General features: G+C 70.8%; 21 protein-coding genes. 13 read left to right on the forward strand and 8 right to left on the reverse strand.

From position 1 onward, the window contains the following. Positions 1-20: 20 nt before the first annotated feature. The gene (locus AB0K67_RS36990) at positions 21-776 is read left to right on the forward strand and encodes a methyltransferase domain-containing protein (RefSeq protein WP_364069455.1); all 756 of its coding nucleotides are present in this window, start codon (positions 21-23) and stop codon (positions 774-776) included. A gap of 48 nt (positions 777-824) precedes the next feature. Further along, positions 825-1,349 carry a GNAT family N-acetyltransferase gene (locus tag AB0K67_RS36995; protein WP_364069457.1) on the forward strand — a complete coding sequence of 175 codons (525 nt, stop codon included), beginning with the start codon at positions 825-827 and terminating at the stop codon, positions 1,347-1,349. On the opposite strand, the gene AB0K67_RS37000 is transcribed toward AB0K67_RS36995, so the two are convergent. Then, complete coding sequence (locus AB0K67_RS37000; RefSeq protein WP_364069459.1) at positions 1,282-2,037, reverse strand: helix-turn-helix domain-containing protein; 756 nt, start codon at positions 2,035-2,037, stop codon at positions 1,282-1,284. The genes AB0K67_RS36995 and AB0K67_RS37000 overlap by 68 nt on opposite strands. 120 nt (positions 2,038-2,157) lie before the next feature. Here AB0K67_RS37000 and folE point away from each other — a divergent pair, with 120 nt between their 5' ends. From folE to AB0K67_RS37015, 3 genes are read left to right on the forward strand one after another with little or no spacing between them, the layout of a single operon-like run. After that, positions 2,158-2,781, forward strand: a complete 624-nt coding sequence (gene folE, locus AB0K67_RS37005) for a GTP cyclohydrolase I FolE (RefSeq protein ID WP_364069461.1) — start codon at positions 2,158-2,160, stop codon at positions 2,779-2,781. 43 nt (positions 2,782-2,824) lie between these two features. Beyond that, a complete protein-coding gene (locus AB0K67_RS37010) occupies positions 2,825-4,039 on the forward strand; it encodes an FAD-dependent oxidoreductase (protein ID WP_364069463.1) in 1,215 nt (404 codons plus the stop codon). A 26-nt stretch (positions 4,040-4,065) separates the two neighbouring features. Further along, positions 4,066-4,398 carry a cupin domain-containing protein gene (locus AB0K67_RS37015; RefSeq protein WP_364069465.1) on the forward strand — a complete coding sequence of 111 codons (333 nt, stop codon included), beginning with the start codon at positions 4,066-4,068 and terminating at the stop codon, positions 4,396-4,398. Positions 4,399-4,408: 10 nt separating this feature from the next. On the opposite strand, the gene AB0K67_RS37020 is transcribed toward AB0K67_RS37015, so the two are convergent. Both AB0K67_RS37020 and AB0K67_RS37025 read right to left on the reverse strand, forming a co-directional pair. Continuing rightward, the gene (locus tag AB0K67_RS37020) at positions 4,409-6,388 is read right to left on the reverse strand and encodes an aconitate hydratase (protein ID WP_364069466.1); all 1,980 of its coding nucleotides are present in this window, start codon (positions 6,386-6,388) and stop codon (positions 4,409-4,411) included. 25 nt (positions 6,389-6,413) lie between these two features. Beyond that, positions 6,414-6,782 carry a DUF488 family protein gene (locus AB0K67_RS37025; RefSeq protein ID WP_364069468.1) on the reverse strand — a complete coding sequence of 123 codons (369 nt, stop codon included), beginning with the start codon at positions 6,780-6,782 and terminating at the stop codon, positions 6,414-6,416. Between the two features lie 169 nt (positions 6,783-6,951). On the opposite strand from AB0K67_RS37025, the gene AB0K67_RS37030 reads away from it, so the two are divergent. From AB0K67_RS37030 to AB0K67_RS37045, 4 genes are read left to right on the forward strand one after another with little or no spacing between them, the layout of a single operon-like run. After that, entirely contained in the window at positions 6,952-7,329 is a 378-nt protein-coding gene (locus AB0K67_RS37030; RefSeq protein WP_364069470.1) for a metalloregulator ArsR/SmtB family transcription factor, read from the forward strand. Continuing rightward, positions 7,326-7,754 (forward strand): hypothetical protein, encoded by a 429-nt coding sequence (locus tag AB0K67_RS37035; RefSeq protein ID WP_364069472.1) that lies wholly within the window; start codon positions 7,326-7,328, stop codon positions 7,752-7,754. The genes AB0K67_RS37030 and AB0K67_RS37035 overlap by 4 nt, the downstream gene beginning before the upstream one ends. Further along, positions 7,751-8,461 carry an AraC family transcriptional regulator gene (locus tag AB0K67_RS37040; RefSeq protein ID WP_364069474.1) on the forward strand — a complete coding sequence of 237 codons (711 nt, stop codon included), beginning with the start codon at positions 7,751-7,753 and terminating at the stop codon, positions 8,459-8,461. Before AB0K67_RS37035 ends, AB0K67_RS37040 begins: the two co-directional genes overlap by 4 nt. A 48-nt stretch (positions 8,462-8,509) precedes the next feature. Further along, a complete protein-coding gene (locus tag AB0K67_RS37045; RefSeq protein WP_364069476.1) occupies positions 8,510-9,553 on the forward strand; it encodes an NAD(P)-binding domain-containing protein in 1,044 nt (347 codons plus the stop codon). A 22-nt stretch (positions 9,554-9,575) separates the two neighbouring features. On the opposite strand, the gene AB0K67_RS37050 is transcribed toward AB0K67_RS37045, so the two are convergent. Both AB0K67_RS37050 and AB0K67_RS37055 read right to left on the reverse strand, forming a co-directional pair. Then, a complete protein-coding gene (locus tag AB0K67_RS37050) occupies positions 9,576-9,932 on the reverse strand; it encodes a metalloregulator ArsR/SmtB family transcription factor (RefSeq protein WP_364069478.1) in 357 nt (118 codons plus the stop codon). A gap of 51 nt (positions 9,933-9,983) precedes the next feature. Further along, a complete protein-coding gene (locus AB0K67_RS37055; protein WP_364069480.1) occupies positions 9,984-10,865 on the reverse strand; it encodes a cation diffusion facilitator family transporter in 882 nt (293 codons plus the stop codon). A 484-nt stretch (positions 10,866-11,349) separates the two neighbouring features. On the opposite strand from AB0K67_RS37055, the gene AB0K67_RS37060 reads away from it, so the two are divergent. Then, positions 11,350-12,006, forward strand: coding sequence for a hypothetical protein (locus tag AB0K67_RS37060; RefSeq protein ID WP_364069482.1), 657 nt, complete (start codon positions 11,350-11,352; stop codon positions 12,004-12,006). A gap of 262 nt (positions 12,007-12,268) precedes the next feature. On the opposite strand, the gene AB0K67_RS37065 is transcribed toward AB0K67_RS37060, so the two are convergent. Then, complete coding sequence (locus AB0K67_RS37065) at positions 12,269-13,525, reverse strand: hypothetical protein (RefSeq protein WP_364069484.1); 1,257 nt, start codon at positions 13,523-13,525, stop codon at positions 12,269-12,271. A gap of 1,446 nt (positions 13,526-14,971) precedes the next feature. Here AB0K67_RS37065 and AB0K67_RS37070 point away from each other — a divergent pair. Continuing rightward, the gene (locus tag AB0K67_RS37070; protein WP_364069486.1) at positions 14,972-15,181 is read left to right on the forward strand and encodes a hypothetical protein; all 210 of its coding nucleotides are present in this window, start codon (positions 14,972-14,974) and stop codon (positions 15,179-15,181) included. Positions 15,182-15,621: 440 nt separating this feature from the next. Here the strand turns inward: AB0K67_RS37070 and AB0K67_RS37075 are convergent, their stop codons facing one another. Then, on the reverse strand, positions 15,622-16,173 hold the full coding sequence (locus AB0K67_RS37075; RefSeq protein WP_364069488.1) for a hypothetical protein: 552 nt from the start codon (positions 16,171-16,173) through the stop codon (positions 15,622-15,624). Between the two features lie 67 nt (positions 16,174-16,240). On the opposite strand from AB0K67_RS37075, the gene AB0K67_RS37080 reads away from it, so the two are divergent. Continuing rightward, positions 16,241-16,648, forward strand: a complete 408-nt coding sequence (locus tag AB0K67_RS37080) for a DUF6294 family protein (protein WP_364069490.1) — start codon at positions 16,241-16,243, stop codon at positions 16,646-16,648. 167 nt (positions 16,649-16,815) lie between these two features. Here AB0K67_RS37080 and AB0K67_RS37085 read toward each other — a convergent pair whose 3' ends face one another. Beyond that, positions 16,816-17,661: an ABC transporter substrate-binding protein gene (locus AB0K67_RS37085; RefSeq protein ID WP_364069492.1), complete on the reverse strand. Its 846-nt coding sequence runs from the start codon at positions 17,659-17,661 to the stop codon at positions 16,816-16,818. Between the two features lie 1,154 nt (positions 17,662-18,815). Here AB0K67_RS37085 and AB0K67_RS37090 point away from each other — a divergent pair. Then, on the forward strand, positions 18,816-19,205 hold the full coding sequence (locus tag AB0K67_RS37090) for an IS3 family transposase (protein ID WP_364069500.1): 390 nt from the start codon (positions 18,816-18,818) through the stop codon (positions 19,203-19,205). The last annotated feature ends 45 nt before the right edge of the window (positions 19,206-19,250 follow it).

The raw sequence follows: 19,250 nt of genomic DNA on the forward strand, positions 1-19,250 counted from the left end.
TAAGTCGCATGGTGGCGTGCATGTCGAACGAGACCGACCTCATCAGGCTGCTCGATATCGCCGACGCCATGCCGGGTGCCGCCGCGCTGCGCGCCCGCTCGTACGAACTGCTCAGACTCCGCCCCGGAGACTCCGCCGTCGATGTGGGCTGCGGTGCGGGCCGGGCGGTGGCCGAGCTGAACGACCAGAAGATCACGGCGATCGGCGTGGACGTCAATGAAGAGATGATCGGTGTTGCCCGGCGACGCCGGCCCGAGGCCGACTTCCGCGTGGGCGACGCCTACCGCCTGCCTCTGGGCGATCACGAGGTGGCCGGACATCGGGCGGACAAGGTGTTCCACGAGCTCGCCGACCCGGCCACGGCGCTGGCCGAAGCCCGTCGCGTGCTGGCCCCCGGCGGCCGGATCGTGCTCGTCGGGCAGGACTGGGACGCGTTCGTCATCGACTCCGACCAGCCCGGCCTCACCCGGACCATCGTGCACGCCCGCGCCGACCTCATCACCAACCCGCGCGCCGCCCGCGCCTACCGCAACCTGCTGCTGGACGCCGGGTTCGGCGACGTGGAGGTGGAGGTGCACACCGAAGTCTTCACCGGCACGACGATGCTGCGCATGCTGACCGGCCTCGCACAGGCCGCACACGCGGCCGGGGTCATCACCCGGGAGCAGTGCGACGCCTGGACCGCCGAGCAGACCCGGCGTGCCGAACAGGATCGGCTGTTCCTCGCGCTGCCGCTCTTCCTCGCCTCCGCGACCCGAGGCTCGTCAATACGGTAGGGGGGTATAGTATGAACATTCGGTGAATGATCGTGAAGGAGCGAGAGCGTGCGGTTACGTCCCGCGAGAGATGAAGACGCGCAGCAGATCGCGCGGATCTGGCACGAAGGCTGGGGCGACGGGCATCGCGGAAACGTTCCCGACGCTCTCGCGGCGGCCCGCACTCCGGAGCCGTTCCGCGAACGCGCCGCGCAGCGCATCGCGGACACGGTCGTCGCCGTCGTCGAAGGCGCCGTGGCCGGGTTCGTCATGGTGGTCGGGGACGAGGTGGAGCAGGTCTACGTCGCCAGGGAGCACCGCGGCACCCCCGTGGCCACCGCCCTGCTCGCCGAAGCCGAACGCCTCGTCGCGGCCGGCGGTCACGGGCGGGCCTGGCTGGCGGTCGTCGCGGGCAACACCCGCGCCCGCCGCTTCTACGAGCGCAACGGCTGGGCCGATGAAGGGCCGTTCCACTACCGGGCGGCCGGCGAGAACGGCCCGATCGCCGTCCCGGCCCGCCGCTACGTCAAAGCACTGGCGGCAGGTCGAGGCGGACGCAGCACTGACCGGGGGCGGGGGCGAGGCGGGCGGTGACGTCCGTGGCGTTCAGACCTTCGAGCAGGCCCGTGAGCAGGCTCAGGTTCATGCCGCAGACCAGCGCGGCGTGCCGCTCGGCGAGGCTCTGGAACGGGCAGTTGCCGAGCGCGATCGTGCCGTCGGACGGGCGCGGCTCGAAACCGAGCACTTCCAAGGTCTGGACGATGCCGGTGTGCGAGGTGCGGGCTTCCCGGCCGGGCTCCTCCAGGGGTGGCGCGACGTCGGGATGGGCGGCGCGGGTGTCCGCGCTCCGCTCGCGGCGGCCGAGTTCCCGGCCCAGCTCGCGGGCGCGCCGGTCCAGCACCGTACGCGGCGGCTCGCCCGACTCCTCGGCCTCCTGGAGGGCGTCCGCGAGTAGGAGCGCGGCGGTCTCGTACCGCCGATCCGGCAGTGACACCGCGATCTGAGCGCGCGCCCGCCGATACAGCTTCGCCGGACGGCCGGCCCCGGGACCGGACCTGCCGGTGCGGCGCTCGTACACGGCCTCCAGCAGCCCCTCGGTCACCAGCTTCTCCAGGTGGAAGGAGACGGTGGTGCGCGGGGCCTGGATCGCGTCGGCCGCCTCGTCGCGGCTCACCGGCGAGGACTGGCGTACCACGTACTCGTACAGACGACGCCGGGTCGGCTCGTCCAGCGCCGCGATGGCGGAGATGTACGCCGGCCGCACACCGATGGCATCGCCCATGCTTCTAAAACCCACCCTTGTTGACGGAATTACCGCACCCCTTCTAATGTTAACCAATCTTGTCATTAGAAGAAGGGTGATCATGATGATGAACGCATGCGATGACCGCGGACGGCCGGCATGAGCGAGTCCGTGATGCAGCCCGCCGATGATGTGGAGCAGCGGCACCTGCGGGTGGTCCGCGGCGGCGGCGTCGACCTGGAGGCCGCGCGGCGGGCGGTGACCGACCTGCTGACCGCGCTCGGCCGCGACGCGCACTCGCCGCACCTGGCCGACACCCCCAAGCGGGTCGCCCACGCGTACGCCGAGATGCTGACCCCGCGCGAGTTCGACCTGACGACCTTCCCCAACGAGGAGGGCTACGACGAGCTCGTGCTGGCCCGCGACATCCCCGTGCAGTCGCTGTGCGAGCACCATCTGCTGCCCTTCCATGGCGTGGCGCACGTGGGCTACCTGCCCGGTGATCGTATTCTTGGCCTGTCGAAGCTCGCCCGGGTCGTCGAGCTGTTCGCCCGCGATCTGCAGGTGCAGGAACGCCTCACCAAGCAGGTGGCCGACTGGCTCCAGCAGCACCTGGCGCCTAAGGGGGTCGGCGTGGTGATCGAGGCCGAGCACATGTGCATGTCGATGCGCGGTGTCCGGGTGCCCGGGTCCCGCACGGTGACCTCGGCCCTGCAGGGGGTGCTGCGCGAGGACGCGCGTTCCCGGCAGGAGTTCTTCGCGCTCTCCGGAGTGCACGCCTAGCAGCCCGTACGAAGAGTCCGCACGTGCAGACAGGAGACCCACGATGACGGAACCGGCCACGTTCGTGATCGTCGGAGGCGGCCTCGCCGCGGCCAAGGGGGCCGAGGCCCTGCGCCAGGAGGGGTTCGACGGCACGATCGTGCTCATCGGCCGCGAACCCCACCTGCCCTACGAGCGCCCGCCGCTGTCGAAGGGCTACCTGCAGGGCGACGACGAACGCGACACGATCTTCGTGCACGACGCGGACTGGTACCGCGACCACGCGATCGACGTGCGCACCGGTGCCGAGGCCACCGCACTCGACCCCGCCGCGCACGAGGTGACCCTCTCCAGCGGCGAACGTCTGCGCTACGACAAGCTCCTGCTCGCCACCGGCGCCGTCCCGCGCCGCCTGAACGTGCCCGGCGGCGAGCGCGTGCTCTACCTGCGCACTGTCGACGACTCCGACCGGCTGCGCGCCACGCTGTCCTCCGCCCGCAAGGTCGCCGTCATCGGCGCCGGCTGGATCGGCCTGGAGGCCGCCGCCGCGGCCCGCAACGCCGGAGCCGACGTCACCGTCATCGAACAGGAGCACCAGCCGCTGCTCGGCGCCCTCGGACCCGAGCTCGGCGCCGTCTTCGCCGACCTGCACCGCGACAACGGCGTGGACCTGCGCCTGGGCGCCCGACTCGCCGAGGTGACCGATACCGGTGTGCGGCTGGCGGATGGCACCCACGCCGACGCCGACGCCGTGATCGCCGGCGTCGGCGCCGTCCCCGACACCGCGCTCGCCGCCGCCGCGGGCCTGGAGATCGACAACGGCGTCAAGGTCACCGCCGACCTGCGTACCAGCGACCCCGACATCTACGCCGCCGGCGACGTCGCCAACGCCTACCACCCCCGCCACCGCCACCACATCCGCGTCGAACACTGGGCCAACGCGCTCAACCAGCCCGCCGTGGCCGCCCGCGCCATGCTCGGCCGCGACGCCTCCTACGAGGAACCGCCGTACTTCTACACCGACCAGTACGACCTCGGCATGGAGTACCTCGGCCACGTCCCGCCCGGCACCGCGTACGAGGTCGCCATCAGGGGAGATGTGGGCCGGCGCGAGTTCATCGCCTTCTGGCTGGGGGAGGACGACAGGGTGCTCGCCGCGATGAACGTCAACATCTGGGACCAGGGCGACCACCTCAAGGCCCTCGTTCTCTCCGGCGCCCCGGTGGACCGCAAAGCCCTCACCGACCCGGACGTCCCGCTCGGGCACCTGGTGCGCTGAGGACTCGCAACCGGAAGGAAGACGGCATGCAGAAGATCTCGCTCACGGCTCTGGCCCGGCAACAGGCCGACCGGGCGGCCACGGCCGGTGGCGGTCACGCCGCCGGCACCGTGTACGGCGGCCACGAGAAGGTGCTCCGCCAGACGGTCATCGCCCTGCGTCAAGGCGCGCACCTCGCCGAGCACGAGAACCCCGGCGAGGCCACGCTGCAGGTGCTGCACGGCCGGGTCCGCATGATCGCCGGCACGCAGCAGTGGGAGGCCCGCACCGGGGACCTGCTCATCGTGCCCGACGCCCGCCACAGCCTCGAAGCGCTGGAGGACTCCCAGATCCTGCTGACCGTCGCCAAGCTGCCCTGATCCGGCGGCCTCACCCGGCCTCGCGGGAGGCGGACGGCTGCTGCCGCTCGCGCAGCCAGGGGATCAGCCCACCGGCCAGCACCATCGCGATCTGCCGCTCGGACAGCCGGTGCCGGGCGGTGTAGTGCTGGTCCCGGGTGGCGTTGCGGACCGTGATCTCGCCGCCGTCCGCGCCGATCGCCCGCCTCAGGTCGTCCAGCACGAGCGTGTCGCCCTGCTGGATGCGGTCGTAGTCGTGCGGGTCGGCGAACTCCAGCGCGAGCACGCCGAAGTTGGCGAGGTTCTGCCAGTGGATGCGCGCGAACGACACCGCCAGGACCACGCGCAGGCCGAGATGGCGGGGCGCGATGACGGCGTGTTCGCGCGAGGAGCCCTGACCGTAGTTGGCGCCGCCGACGACGATGTGCCCGCTGTCGCGGGAGGCGTGCGCCCGGCCGGCGTAGGTCTCATCGATCTGCGCGAAGGTGAACTCCGCCAGCTTGGGGATGTTGCTCCGGTACGGCAGCACCCGCGCCCCGGCGGGCAGGATCTCGTCGGTGGAGACGTCATCGCCGACCTTGAGCACGACCGGCGCCTCCACCCTGCCGGGCAGCGGCGGCAAGTCGGGGAGCGAGGAGATGTTCGCCCCCTTGACCAGCTCCGCTCTGGAGTCTTGCGCCGGAGGCGGCGGTTCGAGCATGGCGGTGTTCACGCTGGACTCGGCCGGCAACTCCAGATCCGGGTAGCCGATGCCGAGCAGCCGTGGCAGGTCGCGCGGGTCGGTGATCCGGCCGGTCAGCGCGGCCGCGGCGGCGGTCTCGGGGGAGCAGAGGAACACCGCGTCCTCACGTGTCCCGGACCGGCCGGGGAAGTTACGCGGGAACGTGCGCAGGCTGTTGTGCCCGGCGGCCGGCGCCTGGCCCATGCCGATGCAGCCCATGCAGCCGGACTGGTGCAGCCGCGCCCCCGCCGAGATCAGCGTGAACGTGGCGCCCATCTTCGTCAGATCCTGAAGGATCTGCCGCGAGCTCGGATTGACGTCGAACGACACCCCCGGATGCGCCTGCCGCCCCGACACGATGGCCGCGACGACGGCGAAATCGCGCAACCCCGGGTTGGCCGAAGAGCCGACCACCACCTGATCCACCGGCCGACCGGCCGCCTCCCGCACCGGGACCACGTTCCCCGGCGAGCTGGGCAGCGCGATCAGCGGCTCCAGGCCCGACAAGTCGATCTCGTCGGTGACGTCGTAGGCGGCGTCGGTGTCGGCGAGCAGCTCGGCGAAGTCCTGCTCGCGCCGCTCGGCCCGCAGGAACGCCCTGACCTGATCGTCGGCGGGGAACACCGTGGTGGTCGCGCCGAGCTCGGCACCCATGTTCGCGATCACATGCCGGTCCATCGCCGTCAGATGCGCCAGCCCGGGACCGTGGTACTCGATGATCCGGTTCGCGCCGCCCTTGACGCCGTGCCGGCGCAGCATCTCGAGGATGACGTCCTTGGCGCTCACCCAGGCCGGCAGCTCGCCGGTCAGCCGCACCCCCCAGATCTCGGGCATGCGCAGATACACCGGTTCACCGGCGATCGCCATCGCCACCTCGATACCGCCCAGACCGATCGCCAGCATGCCCAGCGAACCCGCCGCCGGCGTGTGACTGTCCGAGCCGGCCAGCGTCTTGCCGGGAACGCCGAACCGCTGCATGTGCGTCGGGTGGGAGACGCCGTTGCCCGGCTTGGAGTACCACAGGCCGAAACGGTGACAGGCCGAACGCAGGAAGGCGTGGTCCTCGGCGTTCTTGCCGTCGGCCTGCAACAGGTTGTGATCGACGTACTGCACCGACACCTCGGCACGGGCCCGGTCGAGGTCCATCGCCTCCAGCTCCAGCATCACCAGGGTGCCGGTCGCGTCCTGCGTGAGCGTCTGGTCGATGCGTAGCGCGATCTCCCGCCCGGCGGTCATGTCGCCGGACACGAGGTGCGATGCGATCAGTTTCTGCGCGACGTTGTACCCCATGCCGGACCTCCTCGCCGCATGATGATCATTCCTGGAGCACCTCGGCGAGCACGGCCGCCTCGCTGATCTCCGCCTGCCTGGTCGCGGTGAGCAGCGTCAGCACGCCACCTCGGGCGAGCTCACGCAAATGCGCGACCGCCTCCGCCCGCTCGGGCTCCTCCAGCTCGCCGCGGTAGCGGCGGGCGAACTCGGCGAACAGCTCCGGGTCGTGGCGGTACCAGGTGCGCAGCTCCGCCGAGGGGGCGACCTGCTTGCACCACTCGTCGAGGGCGGCCTTGTCCTTGGTCAGCCCGCGCGGCCAGAGCCGGTCCACCAGCACCCTGGTGCCGTCGTCGTCCCGCGGCTCGTCATAGACCCGGCGCACCTGAACCTTGACCTGGGTCTTGCCTGCCATGGTTCCTCCTCACCGCCGGCGACCCCTCATGACACCGACGCTACGCCGGTGGACATCAAGGCGAGTTCAGCAGAGTGTCATGTTCGCCGTGCGGCGGATGCTCCCTACCGCGGCACGGGCCCCGGAGCCGCCTTGCCTTCTCATAGCGTTCGCCGCATATCATCGCCACATGGCGATGGATGATGGCGGTGGACGGTGCGTGAGCGCCGGCATCGCAGCCGGGGTGTCTTCCGCGGCGGCGCTGTTCCGTTCCCTGGCGGACGAGACGCGGCTGCGCATCGTGCAGCGCCTGACCAGGGGCGAGGCCCGCGTGGTCGACCTGACCGCCGAGCTCGGCCTCGCCCAGTCCACCGTCTCCAAGCACCTGGCCTGCCTGCGCGACTGCGGCCTGGTCACCTACCGGGCCGAAGGACGCCAGTCGTTCTACTCCCTGACCCGGCCGGAGCTCATGGACCTGCTCGCGTCGGCGCAGCAGCTCCTCGCCGCCACCGGCCACACCGTCGCGCTGTGCCCGGGAGGGATCGCGGGTGGGGAGGCGGTGACGTGAGCGCGCTGGACCTGCCCGGCATCGGGCCCGCCCCGGCCCGGCGGGCGGCTCTGCGGCGGCGTATCCGGCTGCTGGTGGCCGCGACCATCACGTACAACGTGATCGAGGCCATGGTCTCCATCACCGCGGGCGCCGTCGCCTCCTCCGCCGCGCTCATCGGCTTCGGCCTCGACTCGATCGGGGAGGTCGCCTCGGCCGCCGCGGTGGCCTGGCAGTTCTCCGCCGCCGACCACGAACGCCGCGAACGCACCGCGCTCCGCGTGATCGCCGTCGGCTTCTTCGCCCTCGCCGCGTACGTCACCGCCGACGCCGCAGGCGCGGTCAAGGAGGGTCGCGCGGCCTGGCGCGGCGATGCCTGCTGCGCCGTACCCGCCGCCTCCGAGGGCGCCTGCTCCGACGGCTGCTGCGGCCCCGCCGACCGGTGAACGGATGGCGAGGACGGGCGGCGATCACCCCCGGCCGCTTCTACTACGGCGGGCACATCGGCGCCGCCGCCATGCACGCCCACTACGCCGTGCAACTCCTCATCGGCGACGGCCTGATCCTGCGCGGCGGCGACGGGACCGCGCACGAGCTGACGGCCGCGCTGATCCCGGCCAACACCCGGCATGCGATCGTCCGCGGAACCGACGCCGGCCTGCTCGCCCTCATCGACCCGGCCCAGGCCGGCGACCTCGCCCACCCGCCCGGCACCGGCTCGGCCGCCGCCTGGGCCATCGACCTCTCACCGCCGCCCCGCCACGACCTGCCCACCCTGATCGCCCTGGCCGACGAGATCACGGGAACGGTCCCGGCGGCGCATCTCCACCCGGGGCTGGCGCAGGCGATGCGGCTCATCGACGAGACCCTGCCGGGGCAGGTGCGGCTCTCCGCGCTCGCCGACGCCGTGCACCTGTCGGAGAGCCGGCTGGCCCACCTGTTCCGGGAGCAGGCCGGGCTGCCGTTCCGGCCGTACGTGCTGTGGATGCGGCTCCGGCTCGCCCTGTACGCGCTTGCCGACGGCGGCACCCTCACCGACGCCGCGCACACCGCCGGGTTCTCCGACTCCGCACACCTGTCCAGGACGATCCGCCGCATGATGGGCGACGCGCCCTCGGTCCTGTCGGCCGGGGTGCGATGGCTGCGGGGATAGCAGGTTCGTTCAAGCCTCCATTGCGGGCGGCGGGCCAGGCTGGGACGCATGATTCTCGTGATCGGCGCCGGCCAGGCGGGACTCGCCGCAGGCCGCGAACTCCGTCTGGCCGGACATGACGTACTGCTCCTCGAAGCCCACACGCGCGTGGGGGAGTCGTGGCGGCGGCGCTGGGACTCGCTGCGCCTGTTCACCTCCGCCCGCCACAGCTCCCTGCCCGGCCTGCCGCTGCCCGGCGACGGCCGCCGATACCCCGGCAAGGACGAGGTGGCCGACTACCTGGAGACGTACGCGGCGCACTTCGACCTGCCCATCCGCCTCGGCACCCCCGTACGCCGCCTGCACCGCTGGGAAGACGGAACCTTCGAAGCGGTCACCGACCACGGCACCTTCACCGCCGACGGCGTCGTGGTCGCGACCGGCCCCTTCCAGCGCCCGAACATCCCCGACCTGCCCCTCGCACCGGACATCGTCGCCCTGCACAGCGCCCACTACCGCAACCCCCGCCACCTGCCCGACGGCCCCGCACTCGTGGTCGGCGGCGGCAACTCCGGCATCCAGATCGCCGCCGAGCTGGCCCAGGACCGGCACGTCACCCTCGCCCTCGGCACCCGCAAACCCGTGATGCCCCAGCGCGTACTCGGCCGCGACCTCTTCGCCTGGCTCGATGGGGCCGGGATCGTCCGAGCCCCGATCACCAGCCGCCTCGGCCGCCTCGTACACAAGCGCGACCCGCTGATCGGCGCCGGCCCCAGGCGGCTGCGCCGTCTGGGCGTCCGCGTCGTCGATCGCATCGTCTCCGCCGAGGCAGACCGCTTCCGAACGGCCGACGGACGGACCGTGACACCGTCCACCGTCATCTGGGCGACCGGCTACCGCCCCGACTACAGCTGGATGCGCATCCTCGGCGCCCTGGACGGCGGCATGCCCCGCCACGCCGGCGGCATCAGCCCCGTCCCCGGCCTCACCTACGTCGGCCTGCCGTACCAGACCAGCCGCGGCTCCGCCCTCCTCGGCTGGGTGGGGGAGGACGCCGCCCGCGTGGCACAGACCTACACGTCGAGACGCCGCACTGGCACCGCCCGCCGATGAACCGTCGAAAAGCGGAGGCCGGTCAGTCGTGGCGGGGGATGCCCGACACCTCGTGATCAGCGTGGAACAGCATCTCCTGGATCAGCGAGCGGACATGAGCGTCCCTGGCCCGGTACACCACGCGCCGCCCCTCCCGCCGCGTCTGCACCAACCCGCCCAGCCGGAGCTTCGCCAGGTGCTGGGAGACCGAGGGGCGTGCCACGCCGAGGGTCGCGGCGAGGCTGCCGACGTCGTACTCACCGTGGGACAGCAACCACATCAACCGCAGCCGCGTACCGTCGCTCAGCAGCCGGAACGCGTCCACCGCCGCACTCACCTGCTCGTCGGTGGGCTGCTCGGGGGCGCCGCCGGCGGGGGAGTGGTCGTCAGGTGCGTACATGACAACGTATGCTCTCCCGCCGCCCAGTCCTGGGCAAGGACGACGCGCCCGCTACCGGTGGGTGAGCAGGGGCGCGTGGTGGTCGATCCCGTCCGGGCCGTCGGGGTCGGCGTGCACGGTGGCCGCCTTCAGCCGGGGCAGCTCGTGGATCAGCCGGTGCTCGGCCTCCACCGCCACCGCGTGCGCCTCCACCAGCGACAACTCGTGATCCACCTGGATCTCGACCTCGGCGCGCAGCGCATGGCCGATCCAGCGCAGCCGTACCGCCCCCACATGCCGGACACCGGGCACGGCGGCGAGGATCCGCTCGGCCTGCTCGACCAGCGCCGGGTCCACCGCGTCCATGAGCCGGTGGTAGATCTCGCGCGCCGCGTCCCGCAGCACGAACAGAATCGCGACGGTGATCAGCAGCCCCACGATCGGGTCGGCGACGGGGAATCCGAGCGCGGTCCCGCCCGCACCGAGCAGCACGGCCAGCGAGGTGAAGCCATCGGTACGGGCATGCAGCCCATCGGCCACCAGGGCCGCCGAGCCGATCTCCCGCCCGACCTTGATCCGGTACCGGGCGACGAGCTCGTTGCCCAGGAACCCGACGAACCCCGCGCCGGCCACCCAGCCGAGCGCTTCGACGTCCTGAGGATGGACGAGACGGGTGGCCGCCTCGTACCCGGCGAGCCCGGCCGAGGCGGCGATGAGCAGCACGATGACGACACCCGCCAGGTCCTCGGCCCGGCCGTACCCGTAGGTGAAGCGGCGAGTGGCCGCCCGCCGCCCGATCCAGAACGCGATCCCCAGCGGAACGGCGGTCAGCGCGTCGGCGAAATTGTGCAGAGTGTCACCCAGCAATGCCACCGAGCCGGAGAACGCGACGATGACCGCCTGGGCCACAGCGGTGACCATGAGCGCGGCGAACGAGACGGCCAGCACCCGCATCCCGCGCGCACTGGACTCCAGGGCGGCGTCCGTCCTGTCCGCGCTGTCGTGACCGTGCGGAGTGAGCAGATGCTTGATCCCGCTGAGGACCCGCCGGATCCCACCCGCATGCCGCTGTCCGTGACCGTGCCCATGCCCATGTCCGTGCTGGCCCGACATCTCCGCCCTCCCCACCGAACCGGACAGTGAGTGTGAAGGGAGTATATGTATTCATGTACGCACGCGACAACGAATCAGGTGCCACTCCTGCGCAACAGCACATGCGACGAATATGCAGGTCAGGTCACTTCTCATCGCCACCCGCAGCTCACGGCCGCACAGCCTCGCGCACGCGCCCTACCGTGCAACCGGTGAAAACGCCGGAATTCCCACCGAACGCCTCCACGACAGGACAGGTTCGCCGCCTCACGCCCACGATCGACAGTGTTCGGGTGGGCCGCCTCGGGCGAACGCAAAGCCGCTCCGATCTGGTGGAAAGCCGCCCATGGCCACCATCCTGCGGCGCAGCGTCATCCCCCCGCCGAGCGCCCTGGCCGTCGGCGCGGTATTCGGCGCCGCCACATCGTCGGCCAACGCCGCAGCCACCCTGACCGTGGATCTGGAGAGCGTCGAGGCCACCATCCGAGGGTGGTCGATCATGGAGATCGTCAGCATCCTGCTGGACGCCGGCTGGGCGCGGGCAGGACTGGGGGTGCTGGCGGGATGGTGGGCCACCCGTGGCCAAGGGGGCGCCCTCACGGGCCGTCGCCTGGCACGGGGCGCCGTCGCCGGCGTGATGGCCTTGCCCGCCGCCTACTGCGTCGCCGACACGATCGTCCACGACGTCCCATCCGGCTCCTACCTCTACGACACGGTCTACTGGGGGGTGGCGAGCGCCATGGCCGGTCCGGTACTCGGTGCCATCGGTGCCTGCGCCGGGCACCCGGGAGCGATCGGTGTCCTCGCCCGGCTGACCGTGCCGGTCGGCGCGGCCGTCCAGATGGTGGTGCTGCCGCCAGGGAGGAACGATGCGGTCAGGAGCATCGGGCAGCGGGTCGTGGGGACGGCGGCCACTGTGGCTGTCAGCCTCGTGATCGCCCGTTTCCTACGCCTACGGCGGCGGGCCTCACGAGCCGAGACGGCGGGAGACCATCTCGGGTGAGGCTCGGAGCACTCGTCAGTTGGCCGCCCGTAGCGGTCTGGCCCATGGGTACTCGTGAACACTCCCTGGCACGCGTTTCCGCCCCAGCGTTACGTGCCTGCGGCCGGCCTGCTGATCACGGCGATCCGGGTGCGACGCGTACGCCTCCATCAGCGCTGTGACCCGATCGGACGGCTCTCTGCCCGGCGGGCGAACACGTGTCCTCCTCCACAGGGAAGCCGTCAACCGCGTCCGGTCACCCAGTCCTGCGATTCTCGTGAGGTCACGTGCGGTGGGGATAGGCGACCATGGTCTTCGTGGAGTCGTCCCAGAACAGGCCGTATCCGGAGTAGTCGGCGAACGGCCGCACCCTGTAGTCGGCGGGCTCGACCTGGCCCGTGGCGAGGTCGACGATGACGCGCGGGTCCTCCACCTCGTCGGTCGGCGGGGCGACGCCGAAGGCGATGCCGTCATCGGTCACCCCGTTGAGGTGGATCGGCTTGTCCTGGTCGGTTTCCTCGAAGCAGTGGCCGGTGCCCTTCCCCAGGTCGAAGGCCGTCTGGCTGTAGACGAGGTAGCGGCCGCCGGCGGACACGGCCGCCCCGTCGGAATCGTCGTCGCGACGATCGGGTACGCAGGTGACCTCGGCGCGGACCTTTCCCGTGGCTCCGTCCAGGACGGCCCAGGTCTCGCGCTTGGCGGCGTCGTCGTACCACTTCGCGATGAAGTGGTCCTTGACCCACGTGATGAAGACCCGGCTGTCTGAGATGTCCTTCGCCGACCAGGAACCCGGAATCCAGTGATGATCGAACGGCCGGGGGCTCATGGCGAGCAGCGGCCCGCGCGGCGTGACCGCCAGGACCTCGTTCACGCCGATGCAGATCTTGCACTCCCTGGCCGGCGGGCGCTGCCGCCTGAGGTCGTACTTCTTCGTCTTGCCCGTGGCCGGATCCACGGTCATGAAGATGTCGTCCTCGAACATCACCAGCAGCCCGCCGCCGCCGTTGGTGACCGAGCCGTCGCCGTCCAGCTCAAGGTGGTGCGCCGGCTTGACGGTGTTCCCCGTGGGACGGGCATGGAAGATGTCGATGGTCGTGACCTCCCGGCCCTTGCGGACCACATCGCCGCCCACGGTGCCGGACGAGGAGGCGACCAGATAGTCCTTGCCCTGCACGGTGATCGCGAACGCCGACACCGAGCCGGGCCCCGTCACGGAGCTCTTCCACAGGACCTGACCGTTGGTCACATCGAGCACCGTCAGCTCGCCGCCCTGGACGACGGCGACCGCCCCGGAATGCGGCAGCGGGAACTGGTCCCCCGGCAGATTCGACTCCCAGCCCCGGGAGGTGTCGTACAGGCTGGGCACCGGTAGCTGCGTCTTCGGCGCGACAGGCTGAGGGGAGGCGGAAGCGGACGGCGTCGGCGTGCCGGACGGCAGCGGGCGCGGGCTTGCCGCGCCGGTGCTCCCCGCGTTTTGTCCGCAGGAGCTGAGCAGACCGGCGGCCAGGACCGCCGCGAGGATGCGCCTGGGCCGATACACCGTGGATCCTCCAGGGAAGAGAGCGTCTTGATCGGTTGGACTGCTGAGATCGCGCAGAGGCTCTGACCTTTTCCGAGCTTGCGCCGGGCGGTGTTGAGGAGGTGTTGAGGATTCGTTGAGCCCCTGGTGTCGCGGACGCCTGGAAAGACGGGCGGCGGCTTCTGAGACGGGATGCTGGGTCGGGTGTGGCGCCGGCCCTCTCGCTGTTCGCCCCCGACAAGGAGGAGTACGTCACCATGCTGGGCGAGCAGAAGAAGATCTATCCCTGAGTCACCGTGGAGCCAGTGGGTGAGGCTCACGATGGTCGGCCGGCATAGGACGGACGCGCTGCTTGCCCAAGGCGTTCGGACGAAGGCCGGCTCTACCAGCCCGGAAATCGAGCACTCGAAGAGCGGCGAGACGGAGCGGCGCAGCGCCGCCTCCAAGTGGGGGAGCAGGGACGGCCGCCGAACTGTCGTCGGCCAGCGAAAAGACTAGAGTGCTCTTCATGGCGGGGATGACGACCGCGCAGAACACCCTTTCCGACCTGCGCATCTGCACTACCGGCGGACTGCTGCAAAATCCGCGCCGCAAGCCTGTCGGACCACCTGCCTGACCTGCAGCTTTACCCTGGGGGTCGGCTCATCACCCTGGAGGGATCGCAACTCGTGCAGGTAGTGGGCCTCCTTGAGGCTGCCACCGGTCGGCTCATCACCCTGGAGGGATTACAACCGGCGTCCATGACAAGGTCTTCAAGATCAAGGAAATCGGACAGCTACACCTGAGCGGTATAAGAGAACGTCGTGATCTAAGAGTCTTGACCCATCGCGCCGCGACGCGTGTCCGCCGTTCTTACGCTTCTATGCTTCGCACGACCAGGTACAACCGACGCTTCCGCGCGTCGCCTGGCCGCAGGGGGCCCTTTCAACCCCACGCCGCCGGGTCGCTTGCACATGGTCTCCTGCCTGATTGATCGCATCACCTCGTATGCGCTGCGTGGCACGGCACCTTCACGAGGCTGCTCAAGCGAGTGTCTGATCCACTTGACGCTTGACGCTCCTGTTAGGCGGATCGCGAGTCCGCGCCGGGGCCTCTCGGCCATGGCCGGCGGCCTTCCTGGCCGGTGCGGGGCTCCTGCAGGAGATCGGGGCTCTCCCTTCACTTATCCAGAACGCCCTACCGATCCCAGCAGCCCACGCTAGTATCAGCGCAGTGCGTAACCAGCATTGTGCGTTGCGTATCGGGAGGATCAAGGAAAGGGGCGAGTTCGGGCGGCGGCGGCGCACCGACGCATCGCTTCGCACTCGCCCCTTTTCATCGACGGTGATGAGGCGTGAACCTGCCCGCGACAGGCACCTGAACAAGATCGTCGATCGGCCGCATATGTCTCATCCCGCGCTGTGATCCGACTAGAGCTCGGCCGAACAGCGGCCACGGCTGCCGAGTCGTGGACATGCAGACGAGAGCATGCGGCGCCACTTCGACCCTGCGGACGCCCGCGCCCGCATGCCCCGGACCAAGAAGGAATCCGGCATCGCGTCCATCACCTACGCCGAGGCCCTTGAGGTGGCACTGTGCTTCGGCTGGATCGACGGGCAGAAGAGCAAACTCGACGACGAGTACTGGTTGCAGCGCTTCACACTACGCAGGGCCAAGAGCAAGTGCGAAAAAGCCTGAGACGCGGGCAGCGCGGATCGATAAGTACGTCACCATGCTGCGAGAGCAGTAGAAGATCTACCCTTGACCCCGAAGGGCGGAAAGCGAAGTCAAACGGTGGCCTGCCAGCCGCAAGGTCGCATGTGGGAAGGGGTACCGCTCGTTCGGGGAGCTCGAAAGCGCCGCGCCGAGCACCCCTTCTGACCTGCGCATCTGCACTACAGGCGGACTGCTGCAGAATCCGTACCGTGAGCTTGTCGAATTCCTTGTCGGACCTGCAGCTTTACCCTGGGGGTCGCTCATCACCCTGGAGGGATTGCAACCCGGGCAGGCAGCCTTGTTAGCACCCCGCACGTGCAGCCGTCCGTCCCGCTGACGGCGGCAGGGGCGGCTGTCGAAGGGGATGCCGTCGAAGGTGCCGGACACGGATTGGTGGGTGGAGAACGCCGCCCACGTCAGCATCACCTCGTGGGTGCGTCCGCCGGTCTTGGCGTGGAGTGCGGCGGTGGCGTGGCCGTCCGCTGACAGCTTGATGTGTCCGCTGACCTGCAGGTCGCGTACGAACCGCACCTCGTGAAGCAGGACGTCCTCGCCGAAGGTGACCTGGCCGCCCCGCAGCCCTGGCAGTTCGGTACCCGCGCATAGACCGTGCTGTCGGGGTTGCGGCGGGCGGTGGCGTCCGCGGCGGTGGGGAAGGTGGCCGCGAGCACCCGCCGCTGGGTGGTGCTGAGCCCGCGGGTGGGGTACGGCGGCACGTCCTCTACGGTCTGGGGGAAGGCGCCGAGGGCACGGTAGGTCTCGCCGGTGCACTTCTGGTCGGTCACCTGCTTGGTGGCCAGGAAGGTGCGCAGCATGCCGCGTACGCAATCACCCATCGGGGAGGCGGGGGACGTCAGTGCGTGCGGCCCGAACGGGACGCGCACGACGGTCACGTTCGGAAAGGCTCGCAGAGAGCGGGCCACTTCGGTGGGGCTGTTCATGTCCAGCTCGCCCGCCATCACCAGGACGGGCACGGCGGGCAGCGGCGTCCGGGCGGACGCGGCGGGCTATGGCGTGGCCTCTGCCAGTCGATGCAAAGCTGTGCTCGGCACCGCCGTCCTGGCCGCAGGGCTGATCGTGAGCCCGGCCGCCGCGGCGCCGGCCGCCGCCGACACCGACCCCAGCGTGTTCACCCGGAAGCGCGCCATGACGGCGGGCGACTGCCGCATCAGCCCGGGCGCCACCTGGACGCTGGATCCGGACGGCACCGCGCGGCTCGACGCCAAGGTGTCCAGCACCTCGGGTGATGACGCATGGCTGATGTGGACGTACCTCCTGGACGAGGACGGCGCGGTCCTCGGCCAGATCCGGGTGGCGGGCGGCAGCAGCACCAAGTTCGTCAAGAACCTGCCCAACGCCTACTGGACCTACCGGTGGCGCGCCAAGGGACAGTTCGACCGCGACCTGTTCGACCTGGTCGGCTGGATCAGGCTGAGCCGGCACTGCTGACCCCGGCCTCGTCGACTCCTGAATACAGGTGATGCGCATGACCCGATCGAGCCGCCGGCTCGCTCTGGCCGTGGCGGGGGCGGCGATCGCGGCCAGCGCGGCGACCACCGTCGCGTCGTACGCCTCGGGCGCGTACGTGAAGTTCACCGGCGTCGAGTCGACGGACCTCAGCCGCTGCTCGAACGGCGCGGACACCTCCGCCCCGCCTGCGCCGCCTTGGCCCCGTCGAGGATGCCGGGCGGAAGCGAGGCCGCGGTGTCCCCGCCGTTGGCGAGGTATCCGTCGCCGAAGTACCACCGGTGGTCGCCGCTGCCCAGGCCCTGCCGTACCAGCTCGCGGGCGAGATCGGCGGTCTCGGTGAAGCCGGCGATGACGATCGCGTCCGGCTCCCACGCCTTGATCTTCTTCACGTCCTCGGCGTACGTCTTGGCGGCGGCGTCGTACGTCTCCACCCGCGCCGGAACCTGTAGCGCGTCGCGGACGTGCCCGCTCAGCGCGGCGCCGTAGGCGTCGCCGCGGGCGAGGATGCCGACCCGGCGGGCGCCGTCGGCCTCGATGAGGTGGGCCAGGAGCCTGCCCTGGTTGGCGTCGGGGCCGGCCATGCGGAAGATCAGGCCGTCGTCGTCGAGGCCGGTGAGCCGGTCGGAGGCGGCGGTGGGGGAGATCTGCACGACGCCGGCGTGCTTGACGTGATCCGCTATGGCCAGGGACATCGAGGACGTGACGGGACCGACGACCACGTTCGCCCGCTGCGCGAGAAGCCGCGTCAGCGCCGGGATGACGTGGCGGTCCGAGTCGCCCGAGTCGGTCTCGATCGCCGCGACCGGCCGGCCGTACACGCCGCCCGCCGCGTTGATGTCGGCGACGGCGAGACGCACGCCCGCGGCCATGGGACGGTTGAAGAACTGCAGCCCGCCGGTCTTGGGCACCAGCGCCCCCACCCGGAACACCCCGTCGCCGCCCACCTGCGCGCTCGACGTCGGGCCGGCCGACAGCGTCCCGACGGCGGCCACCAGCGCGAGGGCGCTGAGGACCTTGACGTAGGTCCGCTTCGAGGGCCTCCGGCGAGGCGTACGGTCCTCCTCCACCGCCTGACGCCGTCGGCCTGCCTCGCCGGGGGCCCGATACCCGCGGCTCATCTGAGCCGCTGTCCAGCGCCTGAAGCCGCTTGACCGCCTCCGCCGCCTGCCGGTCGGCGCTGCGCGCACCGGCCATGCCCAGCAGCAGCTCCCGGTACGCCGCCCGCCACGCCTCGCGATCGCCCAGCGCGGCGGGCAGCGGGCGGCCCGCCTGCTGCGCCACGTACAGACACGTGTCGACGAACAGCTCGAGGTGCTCCTGCTGCGGGCACACCGGCCGGGTCTCGCTGATCATCCCGGCGATCGTGCCGCGCTTCAACCGCTCCGGATACGCGCCACGACGCCGCCGCGGCGCCGCAGCCCGGCCCATCCGAGACCTCCGCCAATCCGCCTGGGCGGCACCCCTCCGCACCGACCCGGTAGCCCTCGATCTGCTCATCTTCGCCGTCTTCCGCGCACGGCGAGGCACACCGGAACGTGACATCCCCGCCGCCTCACACCAGCCGATGCGCGGCACGTGTTCCTGACCTTGACCCCACTTGTCGTCGCCGCAGGTCTGGACTGGTGCGAGGCGCAATGCGCAACCGCCTCCGCACTTCCTAGGACGCATGTCGACCGGGCTCATGCCCCTACCCTCGTCGCTTCCGGGCAGCGCGAGCCGACCCTCGCCTCGGCGGTGTCCCGAGGCTAGAGTGCCATCCATGGCAGTGCGGATCGCCGGGCGGGCACCCCTCCTGACCTGCGTATCTGCACTACCGCCGGACTGCTGCAAAATCCGCGCTTCAAGCCCGTCGACCCACCCCTGTGACCTGCGGCTTTACCCTGGGGTCCGCTCATCACCCTGGAGGGATCGCAACGCCGGCTTGCCGAACGGCTTGAACCCCGCCGCCCTCGTCCGCTCATTACCCTGGAGGGATCGCAGCGCCACCAACTCGGCGACACCTACCAGACACTGATCCGCTCATCACGGTGACCAGCAGCGAGTGGGAGGAACTGGCGGCGTTGCGGCGCGAGAACCGGCGCCTGCACGAGGACGTCGACATCCTCAAGCGAGCGACGGCTTTCTTCGCCAAACAGACCCGGTGAGCGTGCACCCGTTCATCGAGGCGGAAGAGCAAGGCGGCCACAGCGTCAAACGCGCCTGTGAGCTGCTGGGAGTCTCCCGTGCCGCCTTCTACGCCCGCCGCAATGCCACCCCCGGCCCGCGCGCAACCCGCGACGCCGAGCTGGCCGAGCAGATCGCCCGGGTGCACGCCCGCTCCCGGGGCAGCTACGGCGCGCCCCGCGTGCACGCGCAGCTGAGGCAGGACGGTCAGCGGTGCGGGCGCAGACGGGTGGCCCGGCTGATAGCGCGCGCTCGGCCTGGCCGGCCGCTACAGGCCCCGCCGGCAGACCACCACCATCCCCGACTTACACGCCGGCGCGCGACCGGATTTGATCGAGCGCGACTTCACCCCCGACCCGGCCGGGCTCGATGAGCGCTGGTGCGGCGACATCACCTACATCCCCACCGGGGAAGGCTG

This window comes from Nonomuraea sp. NPDC052634, from assembly GCF_040678535.1.
Taxonomy (GTDB): domain Bacteria; phylum Actinomycetota; class Actinomycetes; order Streptosporangiales; family Streptosporangiaceae; genus Nonomuraea; species Nonomuraea fastidiosa.